Here is an 18,553-nt window from a genome sequence, read left to right as displayed (position 1 = left end):
GGATAATAGGAATGTCGAAGTGGAAGCTTAGTTTGGTATCTGCAGTTTTTATGTTTTCTCCAAATTTGTGGGCAGAAACTCATAGTGTGGATATTCTTGATTATGACCATATATACGCCACCGCGCATTCGGGCAGTTTAAATGAAGATGCCGGCAGTAATAACAATGCTTCGTCATATGGGTTGGGTGTGAGTTACGCCATGACTGACGACTGGTTGTTGCTAGGTGACTACAGTGCACGTTTCATCCACCCGGATGAAACGACAACTCGAATTGATACGCTTATGCCGGGTGTTGGTTATCGATATAGTATTAAAAAAGATTTAGATGTGGTGGCTTACTACCTGCTTGGTATTACTAAGGGTAAGGTTGAAGATAATGATACCAACCGAACTGAATCTTCGGACACTGAGTTCATCCAAGGGATAAAAGCCGAACTTAACTATGGATTTGCGAAACGTTGGATTGCAAACGGCAGTGTGCAAGTGAATCGCAGTGACCTGTTTGATGAAGAAATTTACCACGTGGGTTTACGTTATCTAGTGACCAATAAGTTTGCGATTGGTGGCTCTTATCAACACCGAGACGGTGAAGGTAAGATTCGCAGTGAACGCACCAATGAGCTTGGAGTGGAGTTTGTTCTAGAGTATTAGTCAACGATATGAAGACTAAGTGTTTGATACACAAAGTAAGTGATTCATACATCAAAACTCAGACGTAAAAAAGCCAGCGTAACTGCTGGCTTTTTGATATCTATACGTCTTCAAGTACAGGTTTATGCTTTACGATTAAAGAACCGCAGCGATACCTTTACACAGAGGACCCATGTTTGACTTAGTCATACCAGCAACACTAATACGGCCAGAGCCAACAATGTAGATAGCGAATTCGTCTTTCAGGCGAGTTACTTGCTCTTTGCTTAGGCCAGAGAACGAGAACATGCCGTTTTGGCGTTCGATGAATGTGAAGTCTGCATCAACACCTTCAGATTTCAGTGTTGTTACGAACAGCTCACGCATCTCTTGGATACGATCACGCATTTCTGCTACTTCCGCTTCCCATTCAGCACGTAGATCAGCATCACCAAGGATGTGAGTTACTACAGCACTACCGTGCGCTGGTGGGTTAGAGTAGATAGAGCGAATGATGCTCTTAACTTGAGAGAACGCTGTCGTTGCTACGTCTGCAGATTCAGCAACAAGAGTGAATGCACCTACGCGTTCGTTGTACAAGCCGAAGTTCTTAGAGAATGAGCTAGCAACAAGGATCTCCTTGTTGTATTGAGCAAAAATACGTAAGCCAGCCGCATCTTCTTCAACGCCTTTTGCAAAACCTTGGTAAGCAAAATCGAATAGAGGAAGCAGTTTCTTCTCTGCAACTAGTTTAGCCAGTACTTCCCACTCTTCAGTTGTTGGGTCGATACCTGTTGGGTTATGACAGCAGCCGTGAAGAAGAACGATATCGCCAGCAGAAGCTTTCTCTAGGTCAGCAACCATGCCTGCGAAATCTTTGTCTTTTGTTTCAGCGTTGTAGTAGCTGTATTGAGCGGTTTCGATACCTGCCGCAGCGAAAACGCCGTTGTGGTTAGCCCAAGTTGGGTTACTGATCCAGATTTTCACGTCGCCCAGTTGGCGCTTGATGAATTCACCTGCTACGCGAAGTGCACCCGTACCACCTGGAGCTTGTGCTGTTTTAGCACGCTGAGACGTTACGATTTCTGCATCTGAACCGAAAAGAAGTTTCTGAACGGCTAGACCGTATTCAGCCGTGCCTTCAATTGTTAGGTAAGATTTGGTTTTTTCGTTTTCAAGAAGTGCAGCTTCTGCTTTCTTTACTGTTTTAAGTACAGGCGTTTGACCATCTTCATTTTTGTAGATGCCAACACCAAGGTTGATTTTCTCTGCGCGAGAGTCTTTTTTAAACTCTTCAGTAAGGCCGAGGATAGGGTCGGCGGGAGCAGCTAACACTTTTTCAAACATAATCTTCATCCATGTCAATTGAGAGGGGATAGTATCTACTGGTAGTTATACCTGTATGGAATTTTTAAGACAATACGAAGTGAACAGAAAGACCAAAAAAAATCCATTTCAATCAGATTTATTGACTAAAGAGGGTATTTGATAACAAAACACCCTACGGGTTAACCTATAGGGTGTAAGAAGTTAGTGATTTTTGAATAGATTATGCTGGTTGAGCAATGAAGCTCTCGCGTTCAAGTTCACTTGGGATGTTTTTGCCATCTTTATAGGTCGCTGCAATCTCGACAAACCGCTGTTCAACAGTAAGAAATGCTTGAACAACTTGCGGATCAAAATGCGTCCCATTGCCCTCCAAGATAATCTGTTTAGCTTGCTCGTGAGTAAAGGCTGGCTTGTACACGCGCTTCGATATGAGCGCATCATAAACATCTGCTAATGCCATTAATCGGCCAGATAACGGGATTTCTTCACCGGACAACTGATTTGGATAGCCGCTGCCATTCCATTTCTCATGATGCGTCAGTGATATCTCTTTCGCGACTTTTAAGAATGAGCAGCTTCCCAACTGCTTTTCTGCAATAGACAGGGCTTCAGCACCAATTGCAGGGTGACCTTTCATTATTTCAAATTCTTCATCGGTTAATTTACCGGGTTTTAGTAAAACCTTGTCAGGAATACCTACCTTGCCGACGTCATGTAGGGGAGCCGATTTATAAAGTAATTCGATATAATTCGGAGTTAACAAATTAGCGTGTGTTTCCGACCTGCTAAGCTCTTGTGCCAGTACCTTTACGTACTCTTGAGTTCTCAGAATGTGAGCACCCGTTTCATTATCTCGAGACTCTGCAAGCGCCGACAAGCTAACAATCGCAACATCACGTGTGGTTTTTACTTCGTTCTGCGCGGTTTCAAGGCTATCTAGCATGATGTTAGTCATGGATGCCATAGAACCTAGCTCGTTGTAGCCGAAAATCGGTAGACGAATGCCTGGTTCACCTTGGGTAACTTTATTCAAGGCGCACTCTTGGCTAAGGAGAATACGTTTAATCAACTTGTTCCAAAGTGTCATTATGGTTATCGCGTATCCACCAAGTACTAGCGCTAAATAGATGAACTCTTTAATCACGCTGACTTTGCCGGTGCCATCCAACAAGCGTTCAGGGTTGTTCTCCAGCCAAAAAATATCTTTAACAGCCACCATCGTCAGCATAGTGGTCAGTGTGATTAGAAGTACGATGACTAAACCGATCATCTGATTCACTAATGAACTTCGCTCTCCTACTAGTTGGAAGTCAAATTGCCCAGATTTTTCCATCTTGTCTATCTGATTCAATTTGGCTTTCAGTTGCAGAATGCTTCCCGTAAAAAAGCCGAACAACGTCATTCCGAAGACCACTTTTAAATTACTATCGATAGTGAAGTCGTAACTCAAGTTGTAATAAAGAGCGAAAGGGACGCTTGCTACAAAAAACAACAGGGAATCGAGTTGTGCAAACCGACCTTGTTTAACCAAAGTGTGGTGTGCAAACAGGAAATGGCGCACAAGCCAAACCAAGGCCAAAACGATGCTCACTTGAGTGAATATTTCTAGGGTCGTTAAGGTGTCGAGCATAGGGCATACTCGACTGCAATAGGTGCCAAAAAGTACGCCAGCGATAACGTACAGTTGAGTTGTTAGCGACTGATTATAGTTTGATGTATCCATCGATAAGCCTTTATTCGTTTTCGTTTCTGATCTACATAATGCTTATTAGATTCACGAGTTTTAAGCACGCATACTTGCTGTGAAATACGCATTGCCTGTATTGAAATATAAATAACTTGAATGACTTGCGTAAATAAGACCGGAAATTCTATCGATAGCTTTCGTTGATTGATACAAGAAATTGATGTGTGTAAGTGATTTGTTAACTAAGTGGGGATTATTACAGCATTACTATGAGTATACGTTAATAGCCTCGATAGAGAGTCGAGGCTATTCTGTGGTCGATCTTGGCTTGCTCTTGAAGAACAGCGAAAGCCGTTACGTTTAATTGTGTATTATTTTTTTAGATTGATTTCAGCTTCAATAGAACTGGTTTCAATATCAGGATGAGACGCCAGTTTGTCAGTTGCCCACTGGTTTAAGTGCTTAAGAATTGCAGACACCGCGTGTTTCTCTGTCGGCGCTTGATCTTGCTCTACGTCGATCTTCTGCTTTGGATGCGAACCTGTTGCATCTTCAGCGATATGAAGCCAGTCTGGGTGCCAGTAATATGGCTGGCCACTCGGTGTCGTCCAACTATGAACACCGTTTGACTCTCCTTTATAACTTAATTGGTCTGCTTTTATTTTTGTCATTGTTATCTCGCATGTTTTTTGGGTTACATCAAATTATTGAGGCTTAGAGCGAACTTGGCTCTCGCCCTGATTACAAACTTAGCAAAGCTTACAAAGTTATCTGTGAACCAATTCACACAATTATAGAAATCAGGGGTAATCATATGGATAGCAGCAATAGTTGTTAACGTTAGTGATAAAATCTCCGGCTTATTAGAATTTATCTAGGTAGTACAGTTAGATGGCGCGTTATGAAGAGCTTGCAAAGGACATTCGAACTCAGATTGCTAACAACACTTGGCGGTCCGGGGAGAAGATCCCTTCTGTGCGCATGAGTTGTCGAAATTACAACGTCAGTAATAGTACTGTTCTACAAGCCTATCAATTGTTAGAAAGTGAAGGTTGGATTATCGCCAAGCCTCAATCTGGCTATTTTGTCGCGCCCAGAATGGATGATATGGATTACCTATTAACGCCAGAGCGTGAGAAGAAAGCGATCAATGACCGCTTGTTTGATTTCTTAAAATCGAGTTCCGCAGAAGGTGTAATACCTTTTGGCTCAGCCTTCCCAGATCCTGACCTTTTTCCTTTGCCTACCTTGACCCGAAACCTCGCGAGTGCAGGAAGAAAGATGACGGGAGCGAGTGTCATTAATAATTTACCGCCGGGCAGTGAGTCACTCAGAAGGCAAATTGCCCAACGTTATTTGCAGCAGGGTATTACGGTGAATCATCAAGACATCGTGATTACTTCAGGTGCGATGGAAGCGCTCAACTTGAGCCTACAAACGGTCACCAATTCAGGTGACAACGTTGTGATTGAATCTCCAGCTTTCTATGGCGCTTTACAGGCCGTAGAGAGGTTGGGGCTCAATCCGATTGAAGTGGATGTTTGTCCAATCAATGGATTGAATATTGATCAGTTTGAAAGCGCACTACAAAACCAAGATGTAAAAGCGTGTTGGCTGATGACGACTTTTCAAAACCCGACAGGGACAAGTTTGTCTGAAGAGGCAAAGCGCCGTGTGGTTGAGATTGCAGAACAACACGAAACCTACATTATTGAAGATGACGTATATGGTGACCTCTACTTCGAGGGTCATAAACCCAAACCACTAAAAGCCTTCGATAAGACTGATTCTGTTCTGCTTTGTGGTTCGTACTCAAAAAGTCTGTGTCCGGGTTATCGGGTCGGCTGGGTTGTGAACACGCGTTTCAATGATGCCATTCAAAAGCTTCAGCTTCTTTCTACACTGTCGAGTAGCGCGCCTGTTCAGCTCGGAGTCGCACACTTTCTGACGCATGAAAGCTACGATAACCACCTTCGTAAACTGCGCAAAAACCTGTTGCTAAGAAAAGAGAGTTTTATCAACGTGATCAGGCAATACTTTCCACATTCTATCCAAATTGAAGAGCCCACTGGCGGTTATTTTGTCTGGATTCGTTTTGTTGAGAAATTCGACAGCCAACAATTTCATCAACTGGCTATTGAGCAAGGTATTAGCGTCGCATCTGGCGATTTGTTTAGCGAACAGGGCAGAGTAGACAACGCGATTCGGTTGAACTTTTCGTATGAACTGACTAAAGAGAAAGAGCAAGCTCTGAAGTTACTTGGGCAATTGGCGCATCAATTAACGAATTCATAGTCTGGCAGCTTGCTCAAAAGGTTAAGTTACTCATAAAACAGCGAGTGATTTCAACTGTACGGGCTGATTACGCTGTAACTGTACGCCTTGTTGATCAAAGAGTTGTGATTCAATAACGGTAGACCAAATTTTGGAGATACCGTTATGTTGAAAGTGACTATGGGAAACGAAGTTAAGCTTATTATTGTCGCGATTGTGTGCGCACTTCTGCTTATCATCGGCCATGTTTTATTGGCCAAAGCATTCGCAGATATGGCTTGGGCTGAATATACAACTGCAGCAATCCCATTCGTTATGATGGCAATCTGTGGCTTTGCCATTAAATACGCGAAAGACCAAGATGTCGATTAGCTTTTGAATGATTAGTTTCTGCTGGTGGTATGCCGAAGCATCAGTCGTTTCTTTTATTCCGAATATAAAAAACCTCCGCAAATTACGGAGGTTTTTATTTGTTCTTAACTTTTAGATTCTAGTAAGAGCTAAGCTCTCAATATCGAATTAGAAGTTTGCAGAGCGTGGTGTACGTGGGAATGGAATCACGTCACGAACGTTGCCCATACCTGTTACGTAAGAAACTAGACGCTCGAAACCAAGACCGAAACCAGCGTGTGGCACTGTGCCGTATTTACGTAGGTCGCGGTACCAGCTCATGTGCTCAGGGTCGATACCCATAGCAATCATACGCTCGTCTAGAATGTCTAGACGCTCTTCACGTTGTGCACCACCGATGATTTCACCGATGCCTGGTGCAAGTACGTCCATTGCCGCAACTGTTTTGCCGTCGTCGTTTAAGCGCATGTAGAAAGCTTTGATGTCTTTCGGGTAGTTCTTAACGATAACAGGTGCTTTGAAGTGCTCTTCAGCTAGGTAACGCTCATGCTCAGAAGACATGTCGATGCCCCACTCAACGTCGAATTCAAATTTCTTACCAGAATCTAGTAGGATTTGGATTGCGTCAGTGTAGTCAACTTGTGCGAAATCAGCGTCTACGAATTGCTCTAGACGAGTGATTGCTTGCTTGTCGATGCGAGAAGCGAAGAACTCAAGGTCGTCACGGCGCTCTTCAAGAACAGCTGCGAAAACGTACTTAAGCATGTCTTCAGCCAGTTTTGCTACATCGTCAAGGTCTGCAAACGCAACTTCAGGCTCAACCATCCAGAACTCAGCTAGGTGGCGGCTTGTGTTTGAGTTTTCAGCACGGAACGTAGGACCGAACGTGTAAACTTTGCTTAATGCACAAGCGTAAGCTTCAGCATTAAGTTGGCCAGATACTGTTAGGAAAGTTTCTTTACCGAAGAAATCTTCGTTGAAGTCAACTTTGCCATCGTCAGTGCGAGGTAGGTTTTCCATGTCTAGCGTAGATACGCGGAACATTTCACCAGCGCCTTCTGCATCAGATGCAGTGATAAGCGGAGCTGAAGTCCAGAAGAAACCTTGATCGTGGTAGAAACGGTGAATCGCTTGCGATAGACAGTTACGTACACGTGCTACTGCGCCAATCACGTTTGTACGTGGGCGTAGGTGAGCAACTTCACGAAGGTATTCGATAGAGTGACGTGTCTTAGCCATTGGGTAAGTGTCAGCGTCTTCAACCCAGCCTACAACTTTAACGTCAGTTGCTGCTAGTTCGAAGTCTTGACCTTTCGCAGGAGACTCAACAATCTTACCAGTTACTTCAACAGAGCAGCCAGTTGTTAGCTTTAATACTTCGTTTTCGTAATTATTAAGATTATTAGGAACCACGGCCTGAATCGGGTCGAAACAAGAGCCGTCATAAATGGCAAGGAAAGAGATTCCAGCTTTGGAATCACGACGTGAACGGATCCAGCCGCGAACAGTTACTTCACTGTCTACCGCTAGCTTGCCGCCAAGTACGTCTGTTACAGGCGCGTAAGTCATGTTGATTTCATTCTCCATTGAGGGACAAATTCAACTCAAAGTTACTAGCGTTACTGCAAATATATAGATATTCGCACAATAATTAGCCGAAACATCGAGTTGTATAAACTTTTTAAATCGATTGAACATATTACCTGTCATACGGACAGCTTCAACCTTTATTCTTGCTCGACGAAAGAAATATTGTGTCTGCAGACAAGAAAAACCACTAAGGGTTGTTTTTTTGTTCGATTTCATGCGGTGCAATTGCCGTTGGACGTTTATAAACGTTATGTCGGAGTTAGCTTATTAAACTAGGTTAGTAACGGTTTTAGTAAATAGCAGTAACCGTTTTAATGAATAGCCGTAACCGTTGACGAGGTGGTATAGGTTTGGAATCTTTGTTTGCAATAATGAATGTGTGATTGCATCAAGACTCACTTTATATTGGCGCGGCTCAAGCTAGCTCAAGACTTACTAATTAGGTTAATGCTTACTATTTAGATGAATGCTTGGTATATCGCTCAGTACTTATTATCCAGCGGTTTGGGCATACTGAATCAATAGCAAATAAATCACAAACAAGAGGAGTTTAATATTCACGTGTTAATTACGCCGCCTTAACCCCTGCATTCTCTCTACACCCGCATTTTTCGAGCGCTCGCTCATTCAAGAAAAACAGTCGATCAAATTATGTCTCAACAAGGCAGGACTGGCTGTACAAGTAAAAGAGAATTACATGCTTAATTATTTAAAAAAACACTGGTTATCAAACGTTAAAGGAGATTCATTATCTGGGATTGTGGTTGCACTTGCATTGATCCCTGAAGCTATCGCATTTTCAATTATTGCAGGCGTTGACCCTAAAGTAGGACTCTATGCCTCGTTCTGTATTTGTGTCGTCACTGCTTTGGTTGGCAGTCGTCCGGGAATGATTTCCGGTGCAACAGGTGCAATGGCGCTATTAATGGTCACCTTAGTTAAAGACCACGGGCTAGAATATCTACTCGCCGCTTCGTTTCTTGCTGGCGTCATTCAAATCGCGGCTGGATATCTCAAGCTAGGAAACCTGATGAACTTTGTTTCAAAATCAGTCATAACGGGTTTTGTTAACGCACTCGCGATTCTTATCTTCATGGCGCAACTCCCTGAACTCATCAATGTGCCATCAAGCGTTTACCTGTTAGTCGCTCTTGGTTTAGCCATTATTTATCTGCTTCCTTATTTCCCTAAATTAGGCAGTGCGATACCGTCTCCATTGATTGCCATCGTAGTACTTACTATCGTCAGTCTGCTCTTTGGTTTGGATGTAAGAACAATTGGCGATATGGGTAAGCTTCCTGATTCACTGCCTGTGTTCTTAATTCCTAATATTCCATTCACGTTTGATACGCTGGCGACCATACTTCCTTATTCTATTGCTCTATCTCTAGTTGGCTTGTTGGAATCCTTGATGACAGCAACCATAGTCGATGATCTGACCGATACTGAAAGTAATAAAAACAATGAATGTAAAGGGCAGGGCGTTGCGAACATCGTGGCTTCCCTTTTTGGTGGAATGGCGGGCTGCGCAATGATCGGTCAGTCGATCATTAACATCAAATCAGGTGGCTTAACCCGATTATCCAGTATGATCGCTGGGGTGGTTTTACTGCTAATGGTGGTGTTTGTTTCTGATTGGTTGAAGCTGATACCGATGGCGGCGTTAGTGTCTGTGATGATCATGGTTTCTATCGGCACATTCTCATGGCGTTCTGTTGTTGAGCTTAAAGACCATACACTGCCAACTAATGTAACCATGTTGGCAACCGTGGCGGTGGTGGTGTTTACTCATAACTTAGCGATAGGTGTGGCGGTTGGCGTGGTGCTGTCGGCTCTGTTTTATGCACATGCCAGCAAATCTATGGTGTTTATATCCGATGAAGTAGTGACTAACGAACTGCACACCATTCACCGAGTAAAAGGCCATGTCTTCTTTGCTTCGTCAGATGCGTTTGTCGATCTATTTGATTATGACAACGCGACCTCTTTAGTGACCATCGATATATCGGATGCGTCATTCTTAGATAATACCTCTGTTGAGGCGCTTGATAAGGTGGTGTTCAAGTTCCGTAAAAAGGGCGCTTACGTTGAAGTCTCTGGAATGGATACTGTGAGTGCGAATCTTATTTTCAAACATGCGATGTACCATAAGCATAAAGACCTAACTGCGGTTTCTATTACACACTAAATGATTGTTTAATTGGGAATTCGAGTCCTAAATAAAGAAAGCTAATAACTTAAAGCGCTCAAAATTGAGCGCTTTTTTTGTTGAAAAGGAAAGAAAAGCAACTTCAAAAACAGCGCCACACTGCGGCGTTATGGCGTTATGGCGTTATGGCGTTATGGCGTTAGGCGTTATGACCTTTTCTTATCTCTGGCGTTTGCGCTCGACAAAGTGAATTGATTTATCAGTGATTCAAGGTGGTCAGACAGCTCTTCAAGGTCATTACTGATCCCGCGGGTTTCACCAGCAGATTGTGACGTATTATCGGCATGTGAAGTGATGGTCTCGACCTTCTGCTGAACGTCTTTGGTCGCCAGTGTGGTGGATTGCGTTTGCTGCTGGATATTTTGTGCATGGGCCAGCACTTGTTTCATCTCTTCCACGACACTGTTCATTTCATGCGATAGTGCATCGATATCTGTTGAGCTTTGATGTGCTTGCTCGCAAACTCGGTCGGCCGAAGTTAAAGATTCTTCGCTACCTTGTTGGAACTGATGGATAATCGATTCAATACTGCCTGTCGCTTCAGCCGTTCGTGAGGCAAGATTACGAACCTCATCAGCAACTACCGCAAAGCCACGACCTTGTTCACCTGCGCGAGCGGCTTCAATTGCTGCATTCAAGGCAAGAAGGTTAGTTTGATCGGCAATGCCTCGAATAACACTCAATATTGAAGAAACCTCTCCAGTTTGCTCATTGAGTGTCAGTATTTTGTGTTTCACCTCTTCAATGCTGGTGACTAGGTTCTTTATTTCACCACTTGCGTCATGTGCCTGGTTGGCACTTTTGCACGCTACATCAGCTGTGTGGTTGATGAGTTCGGAGGCCGTTAACGTCGCTTGTTCTACGTTGATCTGCTGAGCTTGTATCCCTTCAACATTGTTTTGTACTTCAGCCGTTTCATTCTGCTGATCACTGGCTGCTTGTTCGGTAATGTGCGCAACGCTGGTCAGTTGATTGGCAGACGCATTCAACTTATGTGAGGTGTTTTGTACCTTTTCCAAACTGTCGGAAACGGTGCCCATGAACGAGTTAATAGAGTTAGCCAGTGTTCCAATCTCATCTTTACTTTGTTCGGGCAGCCGAGTGGATAGGTTTTTATCGCTGCTGACTTGGGTCATAAAGCGAGATGTCTGTTGAAGAGGGCGAACGATGATTTTACGAATCAGCCCCATGGTTAACACGAAACCAGCAAAAGAGATCACCGCCATAATACCGATCGCGGTCATCGTTTGAGTATTGATCAGCGAGTTGACATGGCTAAGGTTATATTCAAGTCGAATCGCCCCTAAAACTTCCCCCTCCGGTGCCATGTGACAAGTGATGCAGTTTGTACCGCGATAGTTTTCACTCGATTTCATTGGTAGGGCGATAACAAGGCCTTTTCCCCAATCAGAAGAAAATGGTTCGATAACGGTTTCGCCAGCCAATGCGCGCTTGTCGATATCATCAACGGGTATTTGGTTTTCATTGCCGGGACCGTATAGTTTACTCACTGCGTCTGCACGCAAGACTCGAACATTTTCAATACCGTCTTGAGCTAGCGCTTTTTGACGGAGTGTCTCTTTTTGCGCCATGGTACCAGTGAGCATCATCATATTGAGGCTATCGAAATAGTTACTCGCTTTGTCGTGTAGTTGTTCACTGAGTACCGAGTTAACCAACTCTTTTTGTTGCGAATATTGAAAATACGTCGATATGGCAAGCAGGAAGGTAAACACGACGGCCAAAGCCACCAGGATTTTGAAAGTGATTGTTGAGCGCATAGGGAATAGTTTTTATTATTTATAATGACGCGCATACTTTACGTGTCAGAGACCCTACTACCTATGGGGTATAACAAATAGTGTGACCATTCTCCGCTTATGATGATGTTTCTGTGATGTAACAAGTTTGTGTTGTTTTTTTGGCGCGTAAGTGTCAGTAATTTATCATTAAATAGCGATAAGTATGACCTTGTTTCCGTGTTCTCGAACTTTAAATGTTAAATCTATTAATAGATGCGATTGATGGTGTTTGGTTTTATAAATCAGTTTGAGGGCTTACTATTGATAGAACTTGTGAAGTGGCAGGGTTTTACGTAAAATTGCGTGTCATTTTTTTAGCCTGAGAAACACAATGAGATCTGAGTTATACAAAGAGTTTATGTTTGAAGCAGCCCACCATCTTCCACACGTGCCGGAAGGGCATAAGTGCGGTCGTTTGCATGGCCACTCTTTTCTTGTTCGTTTGTACGTAGAAGGCGAAGTTGATCCGCATACTGGTTGGGTAATCGACTTTTCTGAAATCAAAGCCGTATTCAAACCAATCTACGACCGTCTCGACCACTATTACTTGAACGATATTGAAGGTTTAGAGAACCCAACGAGTGAAGTATTAGCTAAATGGATCTGGAACGAGCTAAAACCAAACTTGCCGCTTCTAAGCAAAGTTGAGATTAAAGAAACATGTACTGCAGGTTGTATCTACCGCGGTGAATAAGTTTTCAATACTGTAATTTTGAGACTGCACTTAGAAAACTGTATTTTCAAAGCAATTAACTTCAATACGATAGTATTCAATATCGCATTTAAGGTTATAGTTTTCAAAGTTTCAAAGTTTCAAAGTTTCAAAGTTTCAAAGTTTCAAAGTTACGAAAGGCGCTCACAAGAGCGCCTTTTTTGTGCTTGTTATCTGGTTTGGTTACTCTGCGCACAAGCTCTGATTTTATTGGGTTTGATGTATTTATGGAGCGGCTTTTTATCAATAATGATTATTGTTTTACAAAGTTAAGTGGTTAATTTGTATTCAAATGGCCATTTTGTTTAATTTAATAGCAAAAATTGTGGCTATAGCGTTGTGTTTCGAGGCTCATTCTATAAGATGAAAAGACCTCTATGAGAGAGGTAAGGCAGCAACGGATACGCTGCTTCAAATACTATGGAATGTGACTTATTGGACACATACATGAAATTCAAGATTACATCGCCGATTATTGAACCTACGGAAGGTTCACCACATCAGCTAACGCTCACTCACGCTTCTCGTTTTACCTCTTTTAAAACAAGCTCCCCTTTGAACGCCCTGTTCGACAATGTCTCTGCACGCTTCTCTACCGCTTATCGCTCCTATTGTTATTCGTTTTATAACTTTATTTCTATCTGAACACCTTTGTCATCTGCTCGATGTACGAAGACTTACACCTATAAAAACTAAACAAATAAGTTAAAGACAATGAATATTAAAATGATAGGGAGCTCCCTAATTATCGCTGGTACCGCTCTCGGTGCTGGTATGCTTGCGATCCCAATGGTATTAGCTCAATTTGGATTGCTTTACGGCACACTGCTGATGGTTCTGATCTGTTTCGGCACCACTTACGCAGCATTATTACTTCTAGAAGCGACCATCAAAGCGGGTGGCGGTTTAGGATTAAATTCTATTGCCCGAAAAACCTTGGGTAGACAAGGCCAGCTACTCACTAACGGCTTGCTATACGCGTTATTGATTTGCCTATTGATGGCTTATATTTTGGGCGCAGGTGACTTGCTGAGTAAGTTACTGTCTAACTTTGGCATAGAGATCACCGCGACCACGAGCCAAATCGTGTTCACGCTTATTGCCGGAGCCGTCGTCGCAAGTGGTACTGGCGTAATTGATAAGCTCAACCGTGCACTGTTCTTCGTGATGTTAGCGAGCTTGTTTGCAACCATGACTTTTTTGGCGCCGAGTATGACTCAAGAAAACCTGATGCAGGTGACAAGTCATGACCACGTTGATCTCATTAAAACCAGTGCAATTCTGTTTACCAGTTTTGGTTTTATGGTTGTGATTCCAACTTTGGTTTCTTACAACCATGAAGCGACAGACAAACAGCTGCGTAACATGGTGATCGTCGGTTCTCTGATCCCATTAGTGTGTTACTTATGTTGGTTGTTTGCGGTAGTGGGTAACTTGAGCGAAGAGCAATTCAGAAGCTTCAAAAACGTATCAGACTTGATGGCGGCGTTTGAGGCTCAGTCTCCTTGGGTGGGTAATATACTTTCTACCTTTACAGGTTTGGCGTTGTTAACCTCTTTCTTTGGTGTGGCGATGGCGTTGTTCAACCAGAACAAAGATATGTTCAATCAAAATACGGCGGTAACTTATTGCATTAGCTTCATATTACCGTTGGTGGGCTCATTACTTGCTGCAGATAAGTTCCTACAAGTATTGAACTACGCAGGCATCATTTTGGTATTCTTGGCGGTGTTTGTTCCTTTAGTAATGGTTCACAAGCAGCGTTTCATGAAAGTTGCTGACGATAGGTACCGCGCCGAAGGTGGCAACGTAATGATGCTGTTTTCACTGTTGTTTGGTTGCTTCTTGCTTGTTTCACAAGTGATTTAACAAAACAATTTGGTGGGTTGAATAAATCAGTCACCAAGCTTCCTTCAGATACAGAAGCTTCAGAAACAAAAAAAGGAACGCATCGGCGTTCCTTTTCATTATCTGCTCGTTATCAAGCAAACTGAGTTAAGCGTTGGTTTTTTAACTGATGCTGGCCAATAAATTAATACGGACTAGCAAGCCAATGCTAACTAACAAACGAATGTTAATTAACAAACAACCTTAACAGCCAAACCACCTTGAGACGTCTCACGGTATTTAGCGTTCATGTCTTTGCCTGTTTCTAGCATCGTTTCGATAACTTTATCTAGAGAAACAGTGGGAGCAGAAGAACGACGCAGTGCCATACGAGTCGAGTTGATTGCTTTCACTGCAGCAATACCGTTACGCTCGATACATGGTACTTGTACTTGGCCAGCAACTGGGTCACACGTTAGACCTAGGTTGTGCTCCATACCGATTTCTGCAGCCATACATACTTGCTCTGGGCTACCACCCATAAGTTCAGCAAGACCAGCCGCCGCCATAGAACATGCCACGCCAACTTCACCCTGACAGCCAACTTCAGCGCCAGAGATAGAAGCGTTACGTTTGTAAAGACCACCGATCGCGCCAGAAGCTGCGAAGTAACGGATGTAGTCTTTCTCTGTAACCGTTTGGATGAACTTATCGTAGTAAGCTAATACAGCAGGGATGATGCCACATGCGCCGTTTGTTGGTGCCGTTACTACACGGCCGCCAGCTGCGTTTTCTTCGTTTACGGCGAAAGCAAACATGTTTACCCAGTCAACAACCGTCATTGGGTCATTGGTTGTTTTTTCTGAAGTCATTAGCTGTTGGCGAAGTGCTGCTGCACGACGAGGCACACGCAGTGGACCAGGTAGGATACCTTCAGTATTCATACCGCGGTCCATACACTCACGCATCGTTTTCCAGATGTTAGCGAAGTAAGTGCGAGACTCTTCGTCTGAGTGGAAAGCCGCTTGGTTTTTCATAACCAATGTACTGATAGAAAGACCGCTTTCTTTACACTGATTAACCAGCTCTTCAGCTGTTGTGAATTCGTAAGGTGCTTTGATTGGGTTTTCTTCTTCTTTGCCGAAGTTCTCTTCGTCAACGATGAAACCGCCACCAATGGAGTAGTATGTTTTTGAGTATGCTACTTCGTCATCAACCCAAGCATGAATGCTCATGCCATTCTCGTGCAGAGAAAGGTTGCTAGTGTGGAAGTTCATTCCACCATCGCGTGGGAATGAAACAGTATGACAGTGCATACCAACAGGTAGACGTTCAGTTTCTTCTACGCGAGCAATGAAGCCAGCAATAGAGTCGATATCAACACGCTCAGGAGTATTGCCAGCAAGACCCATGATGATTGCGATATCTGTGTGGTGACCTTTCCCTGTCAGTGATAGTGATCCATATACGTCCACGGTGATTTTAGTGATGTCGCGCAATTTTCCCATTGAACGTAGGTCATCAATAAATTCTTTACCCGCTTTCATTGGTCCAACTGTGTGTGAGCTCGATGGACCAACACCGATTTTATAGATATCAAATACACTAATCATAGCGATTACCTCAAAAAGAGAGCCTCCCACGTCGAGTAGGGAGGCTCATTTATTATCATTATATTTTTTGTCTAATCTCGCGATATAAGATGGATGTCATCTTATAAAAAGTAGCGGAGATTAAAGAGCGCCGTAGATTACAGAACTAATAGCCGCTAGACCACATAAAGCTGTAAAGATTTGCACAGGTGCTGAAGTTTTGTACTTAGCCATTGCTGGTACTTTTTGCATCGCGAATACAGGCATTAGGAACAGGATAGCTGCAATCATTGGAGCACCCATTGTTTCAATCATACCTAGGATGCTTGGGTTAACTACCGCAACAATCCAAGTTGTAACAACGATGAATGCTAGAGATGCTTTCTCAATCGTGCTGATTGAAGAACCAGAGCGAGACTTGACTAGGCCAACAAGACCTTCGTGAGCACCTAGGAAGTGACCGAAGTAGCTAGAAGTAATCGCTGCAAACGCTACAAGAGGACCCATGTAAGAGATAAGTGGAGACTCGTGAACATTAGCTAGGTAAGAAAGAACAGAGATGTTTTGTGCTTGTGCTGTTGCTAGTTGCTCTGGAGATAGAGAAAGCACTACAGAGAATACGAAGAACATTACAAAACCCATCAGCATCATTGCTGCGCCGCCAGTGATCGCGTCAGTTTTCTTAACTGCGTCTTCACCGTATACACGACGTTGCTCTTTAGAGAACTGTGAAATGATTGGGCTGTGGTTGAAAGAGAACACGATGATTGGAATCGCAAGCCAGATAATAGAAGGCATTGCTGACCATTCTGGGCTTGTTTCCATCATTGAAGTGTTCCAATCAGGAACTAGGTAGAAAGATAACGCTAGTAAGATGAATACTAGTGGGTAAACCATCGCTGAAGTTGCTTTAAGCATCAACTCTTTACCGAATACAACACCCGCTGTCATAGCAAGGATAAGTGCACCAGAAAGAAGAGGACGTGGAATGGATTCCATACCCATTTGGTTTACTAAGAAAGAGTCAACCGTGTTTGTGATACCAACACCGTAGATTAGAACGATCGGGTAGATAGCGAAGAAGTAAGCAAAAGTAATAATGTTTGCGCCAGTCTTACCGAAATGTTCTTCAACTGTGTCTGTAATATCGGCTTCAGGGTTTTTAGCAGACAGTACGAAACGAGCTAGAGATTTGTGTGCGAACCAAGTCATTGGTGCCGCGATTAGAGCTAGGATAACTAATGGCCAAAAACCACCCGCACCAGCTTTGATTGGAAGAAATAGTACGCCAGCACCAACTGCTGTACCAAATAGTGATAAACACCAGGTAAAATCTTTGTAGTTAAACTTGCTTGAATCTTTAACGGCATTTGCCGAAGAAGTTGTTGTGTTCATGTTAAATTACTCATTTTTTGGGAACAGGAAATAAGTCGGCGCCAATTCTGCAGAATTTTCTTCTGCAAAAAATAGATCTAAATCATGTAATGAAACGGCGTGGCACATGATATGCGAAAAACGGATTTTTGATCGCGAAAATGGCGTGCTACAGGTGATTTATATTTGGCTTGGGTATTAGTTTTTCTTATGAATTGGCGGGGCTTGTATAGTTTTATACCAGGGAATCGTTTGCGTAAAATTGCATTAATAAATCTGTTCCATGGAAAGACAGGATTTTGTTAACAGAGATTAAACAAAACGTAGTTGCTATGTAATTTGTTGCACTACATGTCGCTGCAATGATTGGATGATTTGAGCCGTAACGCCCCAAATTAGGTGCTCTTCGAAGGGCATGGCAAAAACACGATGCTTAATTTTCTTAAAATTCACCGTGTGACTGTGCAACTTGGCTTGGTCTAAAACATAGGTGGCTGGAACCTCAAAAATTGAGGCAACTTCGTTCTCATCGATGATGGCTTCATAGTCAGGATCGACCATGGCAACAATCGGTGTCACAGAAAATTTACTAATGGTGCTCAATGCTGGTAATTGCCCAACAATTTTAACTTGATCTGATCGAATTCCGACCTCTTCGTGGAGCTCTCTCAGTGCCGTAAACTGCATGGATGGGTCGGAAAGTTCGTGCTTCCCTCCAGGAAAACTGACTTGGCCAGGATGGTGCTTAAGGTGAGCTGCTCTTTTAGTAAAAATGACATGTAAACCATCCTCTCTTTCAACTAAACCTACCACTACTGCTGCTTTACGAAGTTGATCCTCTGTTATGTGAGAAACACGCTCAACAGACTCTGGGTGATAGCCAACGGTTGGGTTAAGTTGGAATTGCTGAAGGAAGTTATCTTTATTCATATCATGCCAATATATTGATTGTTATGCTTTTAAGTATAGTCACAACACCGAGTCGAAAGCCAATCTCGCTTTTCTGTTTGCTGAACGATTTGTTTGGTACCAGTTTTAACGTTGTACTAATGTCTTCATTGTCTATTTTTATTGGCACTCTTAAATCGCAAATAGCAGGTTGATATGTGATACGTCCACCCAATCAGGAGGGGTGTATCTAAAATTCAGTGGCTTTTGCTATATTCAATAGGAT

The 18,553-nt window shown here is 43.1% G+C and carries 15 protein-coding genes; 7 read left to right on the top strand and 8 right to left on the bottom strand.

The window, feature by feature from the left end:
- Positions 1-11: 11 nt before the first annotated feature.
- Positions 12-653 (top strand): outer membrane beta-barrel protein, encoded by a 642-nt coding sequence (locus tag SJY39_RS23830; RefSeq protein ID WP_016767243.1) that lies wholly within the window; start codon positions 12-14, stop codon positions 651-653.
- 135 nt (positions 654-788) lie between these two features.
- Here SJY39_RS23830 and SJY39_RS23825 read toward each other — a convergent pair whose 3' ends face one another.
- From SJY39_RS23825 to SJY39_RS23815, 3 genes are all read right to left on the bottom strand, one after another.
- Positions 789-1,979, bottom strand: a complete 1,191-nt coding sequence (locus SJY39_RS23825) for an amino acid aminotransferase (protein ID WP_010441428.1) — start codon at positions 1,977-1,979, stop codon at positions 789-791.
- Positions 1,980-2,181: 202 nt separating this feature from the next.
- Complete coding sequence (locus SJY39_RS23820) at positions 2,182-3,684, bottom strand: HD-GYP domain-containing protein (RefSeq protein ID WP_016793760.1); 1,503 nt, start codon at positions 3,682-3,684, stop codon at positions 2,182-2,184.
- A gap of 335 nt (positions 3,685-4,019) precedes the next feature.
- Positions 4,020-4,319, bottom strand: a complete 300-nt coding sequence (locus SJY39_RS23815) for a hypothetical protein (RefSeq protein WP_016788028.1) — start codon at positions 4,317-4,319, stop codon at positions 4,020-4,022.
- Between the two features lie 220 nt (positions 4,320-4,539).
- Here SJY39_RS23815 and SJY39_RS23810 point away from each other — a divergent pair, with 220 nt between their 5' ends.
- Positions 4,540-5,943 carry a PLP-dependent aminotransferase family protein gene (locus SJY39_RS23810; protein WP_010441418.1) on the top strand — a complete coding sequence of 468 codons (1,404 nt, stop codon included), beginning with the start codon at positions 4,540-4,542 and terminating at the stop codon, positions 5,941-5,943.
- Positions 5,944-6,087: 144 nt separating this feature from the next.
- Entirely contained in the window at positions 6,088-6,294 is a 207-nt protein-coding gene (locus SJY39_RS23805) for a hypothetical protein (RefSeq protein WP_016784568.1), read from the top strand.
- 147 nt (positions 6,295-6,441) lie between these two features.
- Here SJY39_RS23805 and asnS read toward each other — a convergent pair whose 3' ends face one another.
- The gene (gene asnS / locus SJY39_RS23800; protein ID WP_016793761.1) at positions 6,442-7,842 is read right to left on the bottom strand and encodes an asparagine--tRNA ligase; all 1,401 of its coding nucleotides are present in this window, start codon (positions 7,840-7,842) and stop codon (positions 6,442-6,444) included.
- Between the two features lie 718 nt (positions 7,843-8,560).
- Here asnS and SJY39_RS23795 point away from each other — a divergent pair.
- Positions 8,561-10,051, top strand: coding sequence for a SulP family inorganic anion transporter (locus tag SJY39_RS23795; protein WP_372263982.1), 1,491 nt, complete (start codon positions 8,561-8,563; stop codon positions 10,049-10,051).
- A gap of 167 nt (positions 10,052-10,218) precedes the next feature.
- On the opposite strand, the gene SJY39_RS23790 is transcribed toward SJY39_RS23795, so the two are convergent.
- Positions 10,219-11,853 (bottom strand): methyl-accepting chemotaxis protein, encoded by a 1,635-nt coding sequence (locus tag SJY39_RS23790; RefSeq protein WP_010441410.1) that lies wholly within the window; start codon positions 11,851-11,853, stop codon positions 10,219-10,221.
- 352 nt (positions 11,854-12,205) lie between these two features.
- On the opposite strand from SJY39_RS23790, the gene queD reads away from it, so the two are divergent.
- The 3 genes from queD (at position 12,206) to SJY39_RS23775 (ending at position 14,455) form a co-directional block, all read left to right on the top strand.
- Positions 12,206-12,568, top strand: a complete 363-nt coding sequence (queD, locus tag SJY39_RS23785; RefSeq protein WP_010441408.1) for a 6-carboxytetrahydropterin synthase QueD — start codon at positions 12,206-12,208, stop codon at positions 12,566-12,568.
- A gap of 465 nt (positions 12,569-13,033) precedes the next feature.
- Entirely contained in the window at positions 13,034-13,231 is a 198-nt protein-coding gene (locus SJY39_RS23780; RefSeq protein ID WP_022570769.1) for a hypothetical protein, read from the top strand.
- 81 nt (positions 13,232-13,312) lie between these two features.
- On the top strand, positions 13,313-14,455 hold the full coding sequence (locus SJY39_RS23775; protein WP_016767250.1) for an amino acid permease: 1,143 nt from the start codon (positions 13,313-13,315) through the stop codon (positions 14,453-14,455).
- A gap of 209 nt (positions 14,456-14,664) precedes the next feature.
- Here the strand turns inward: SJY39_RS23775 and SJY39_RS23770 are convergent, their stop codons facing one another.
- From SJY39_RS23770 to SJY39_RS23760, 3 genes are all read right to left on the bottom strand, one after another.
- On the bottom strand, positions 14,665-16,026 hold the full coding sequence (locus SJY39_RS23770) for an L-serine ammonia-lyase (RefSeq protein WP_010441404.1): 1,362 nt from the start codon (positions 16,024-16,026) through the stop codon (positions 14,665-14,667).
- A gap of 120 nt (positions 16,027-16,146) precedes the next feature.
- Positions 16,147-17,400 (bottom strand): aromatic amino acid transport family protein, encoded by a 1,254-nt coding sequence (locus tag SJY39_RS23765; protein WP_016798697.1) that lies wholly within the window; start codon positions 17,398-17,400, stop codon positions 16,147-16,149.
- A 309-nt stretch (positions 17,401-17,709) separates the two neighbouring features.
- Complete coding sequence (locus SJY39_RS23760) at positions 17,710-18,309, bottom strand: CoA pyrophosphatase (protein ID WP_016767251.1); 600 nt, start codon at positions 18,307-18,309, stop codon at positions 17,710-17,712.
- Positions 18,310-18,553: the final 244 nt, after the last annotated feature.

The sequence above is a fragment of the Vibrio sp. R78045 genome, assembly GCF_042466085.1.
Classification (GTDB): domain Bacteria; phylum Pseudomonadota; class Gammaproteobacteria; order Enterobacterales; family Vibrionaceae; genus Vibrio; species Vibrio cyclitrophicus.
This window is presented reverse-complemented; position numbering and strand designations above follow the sequence as displayed.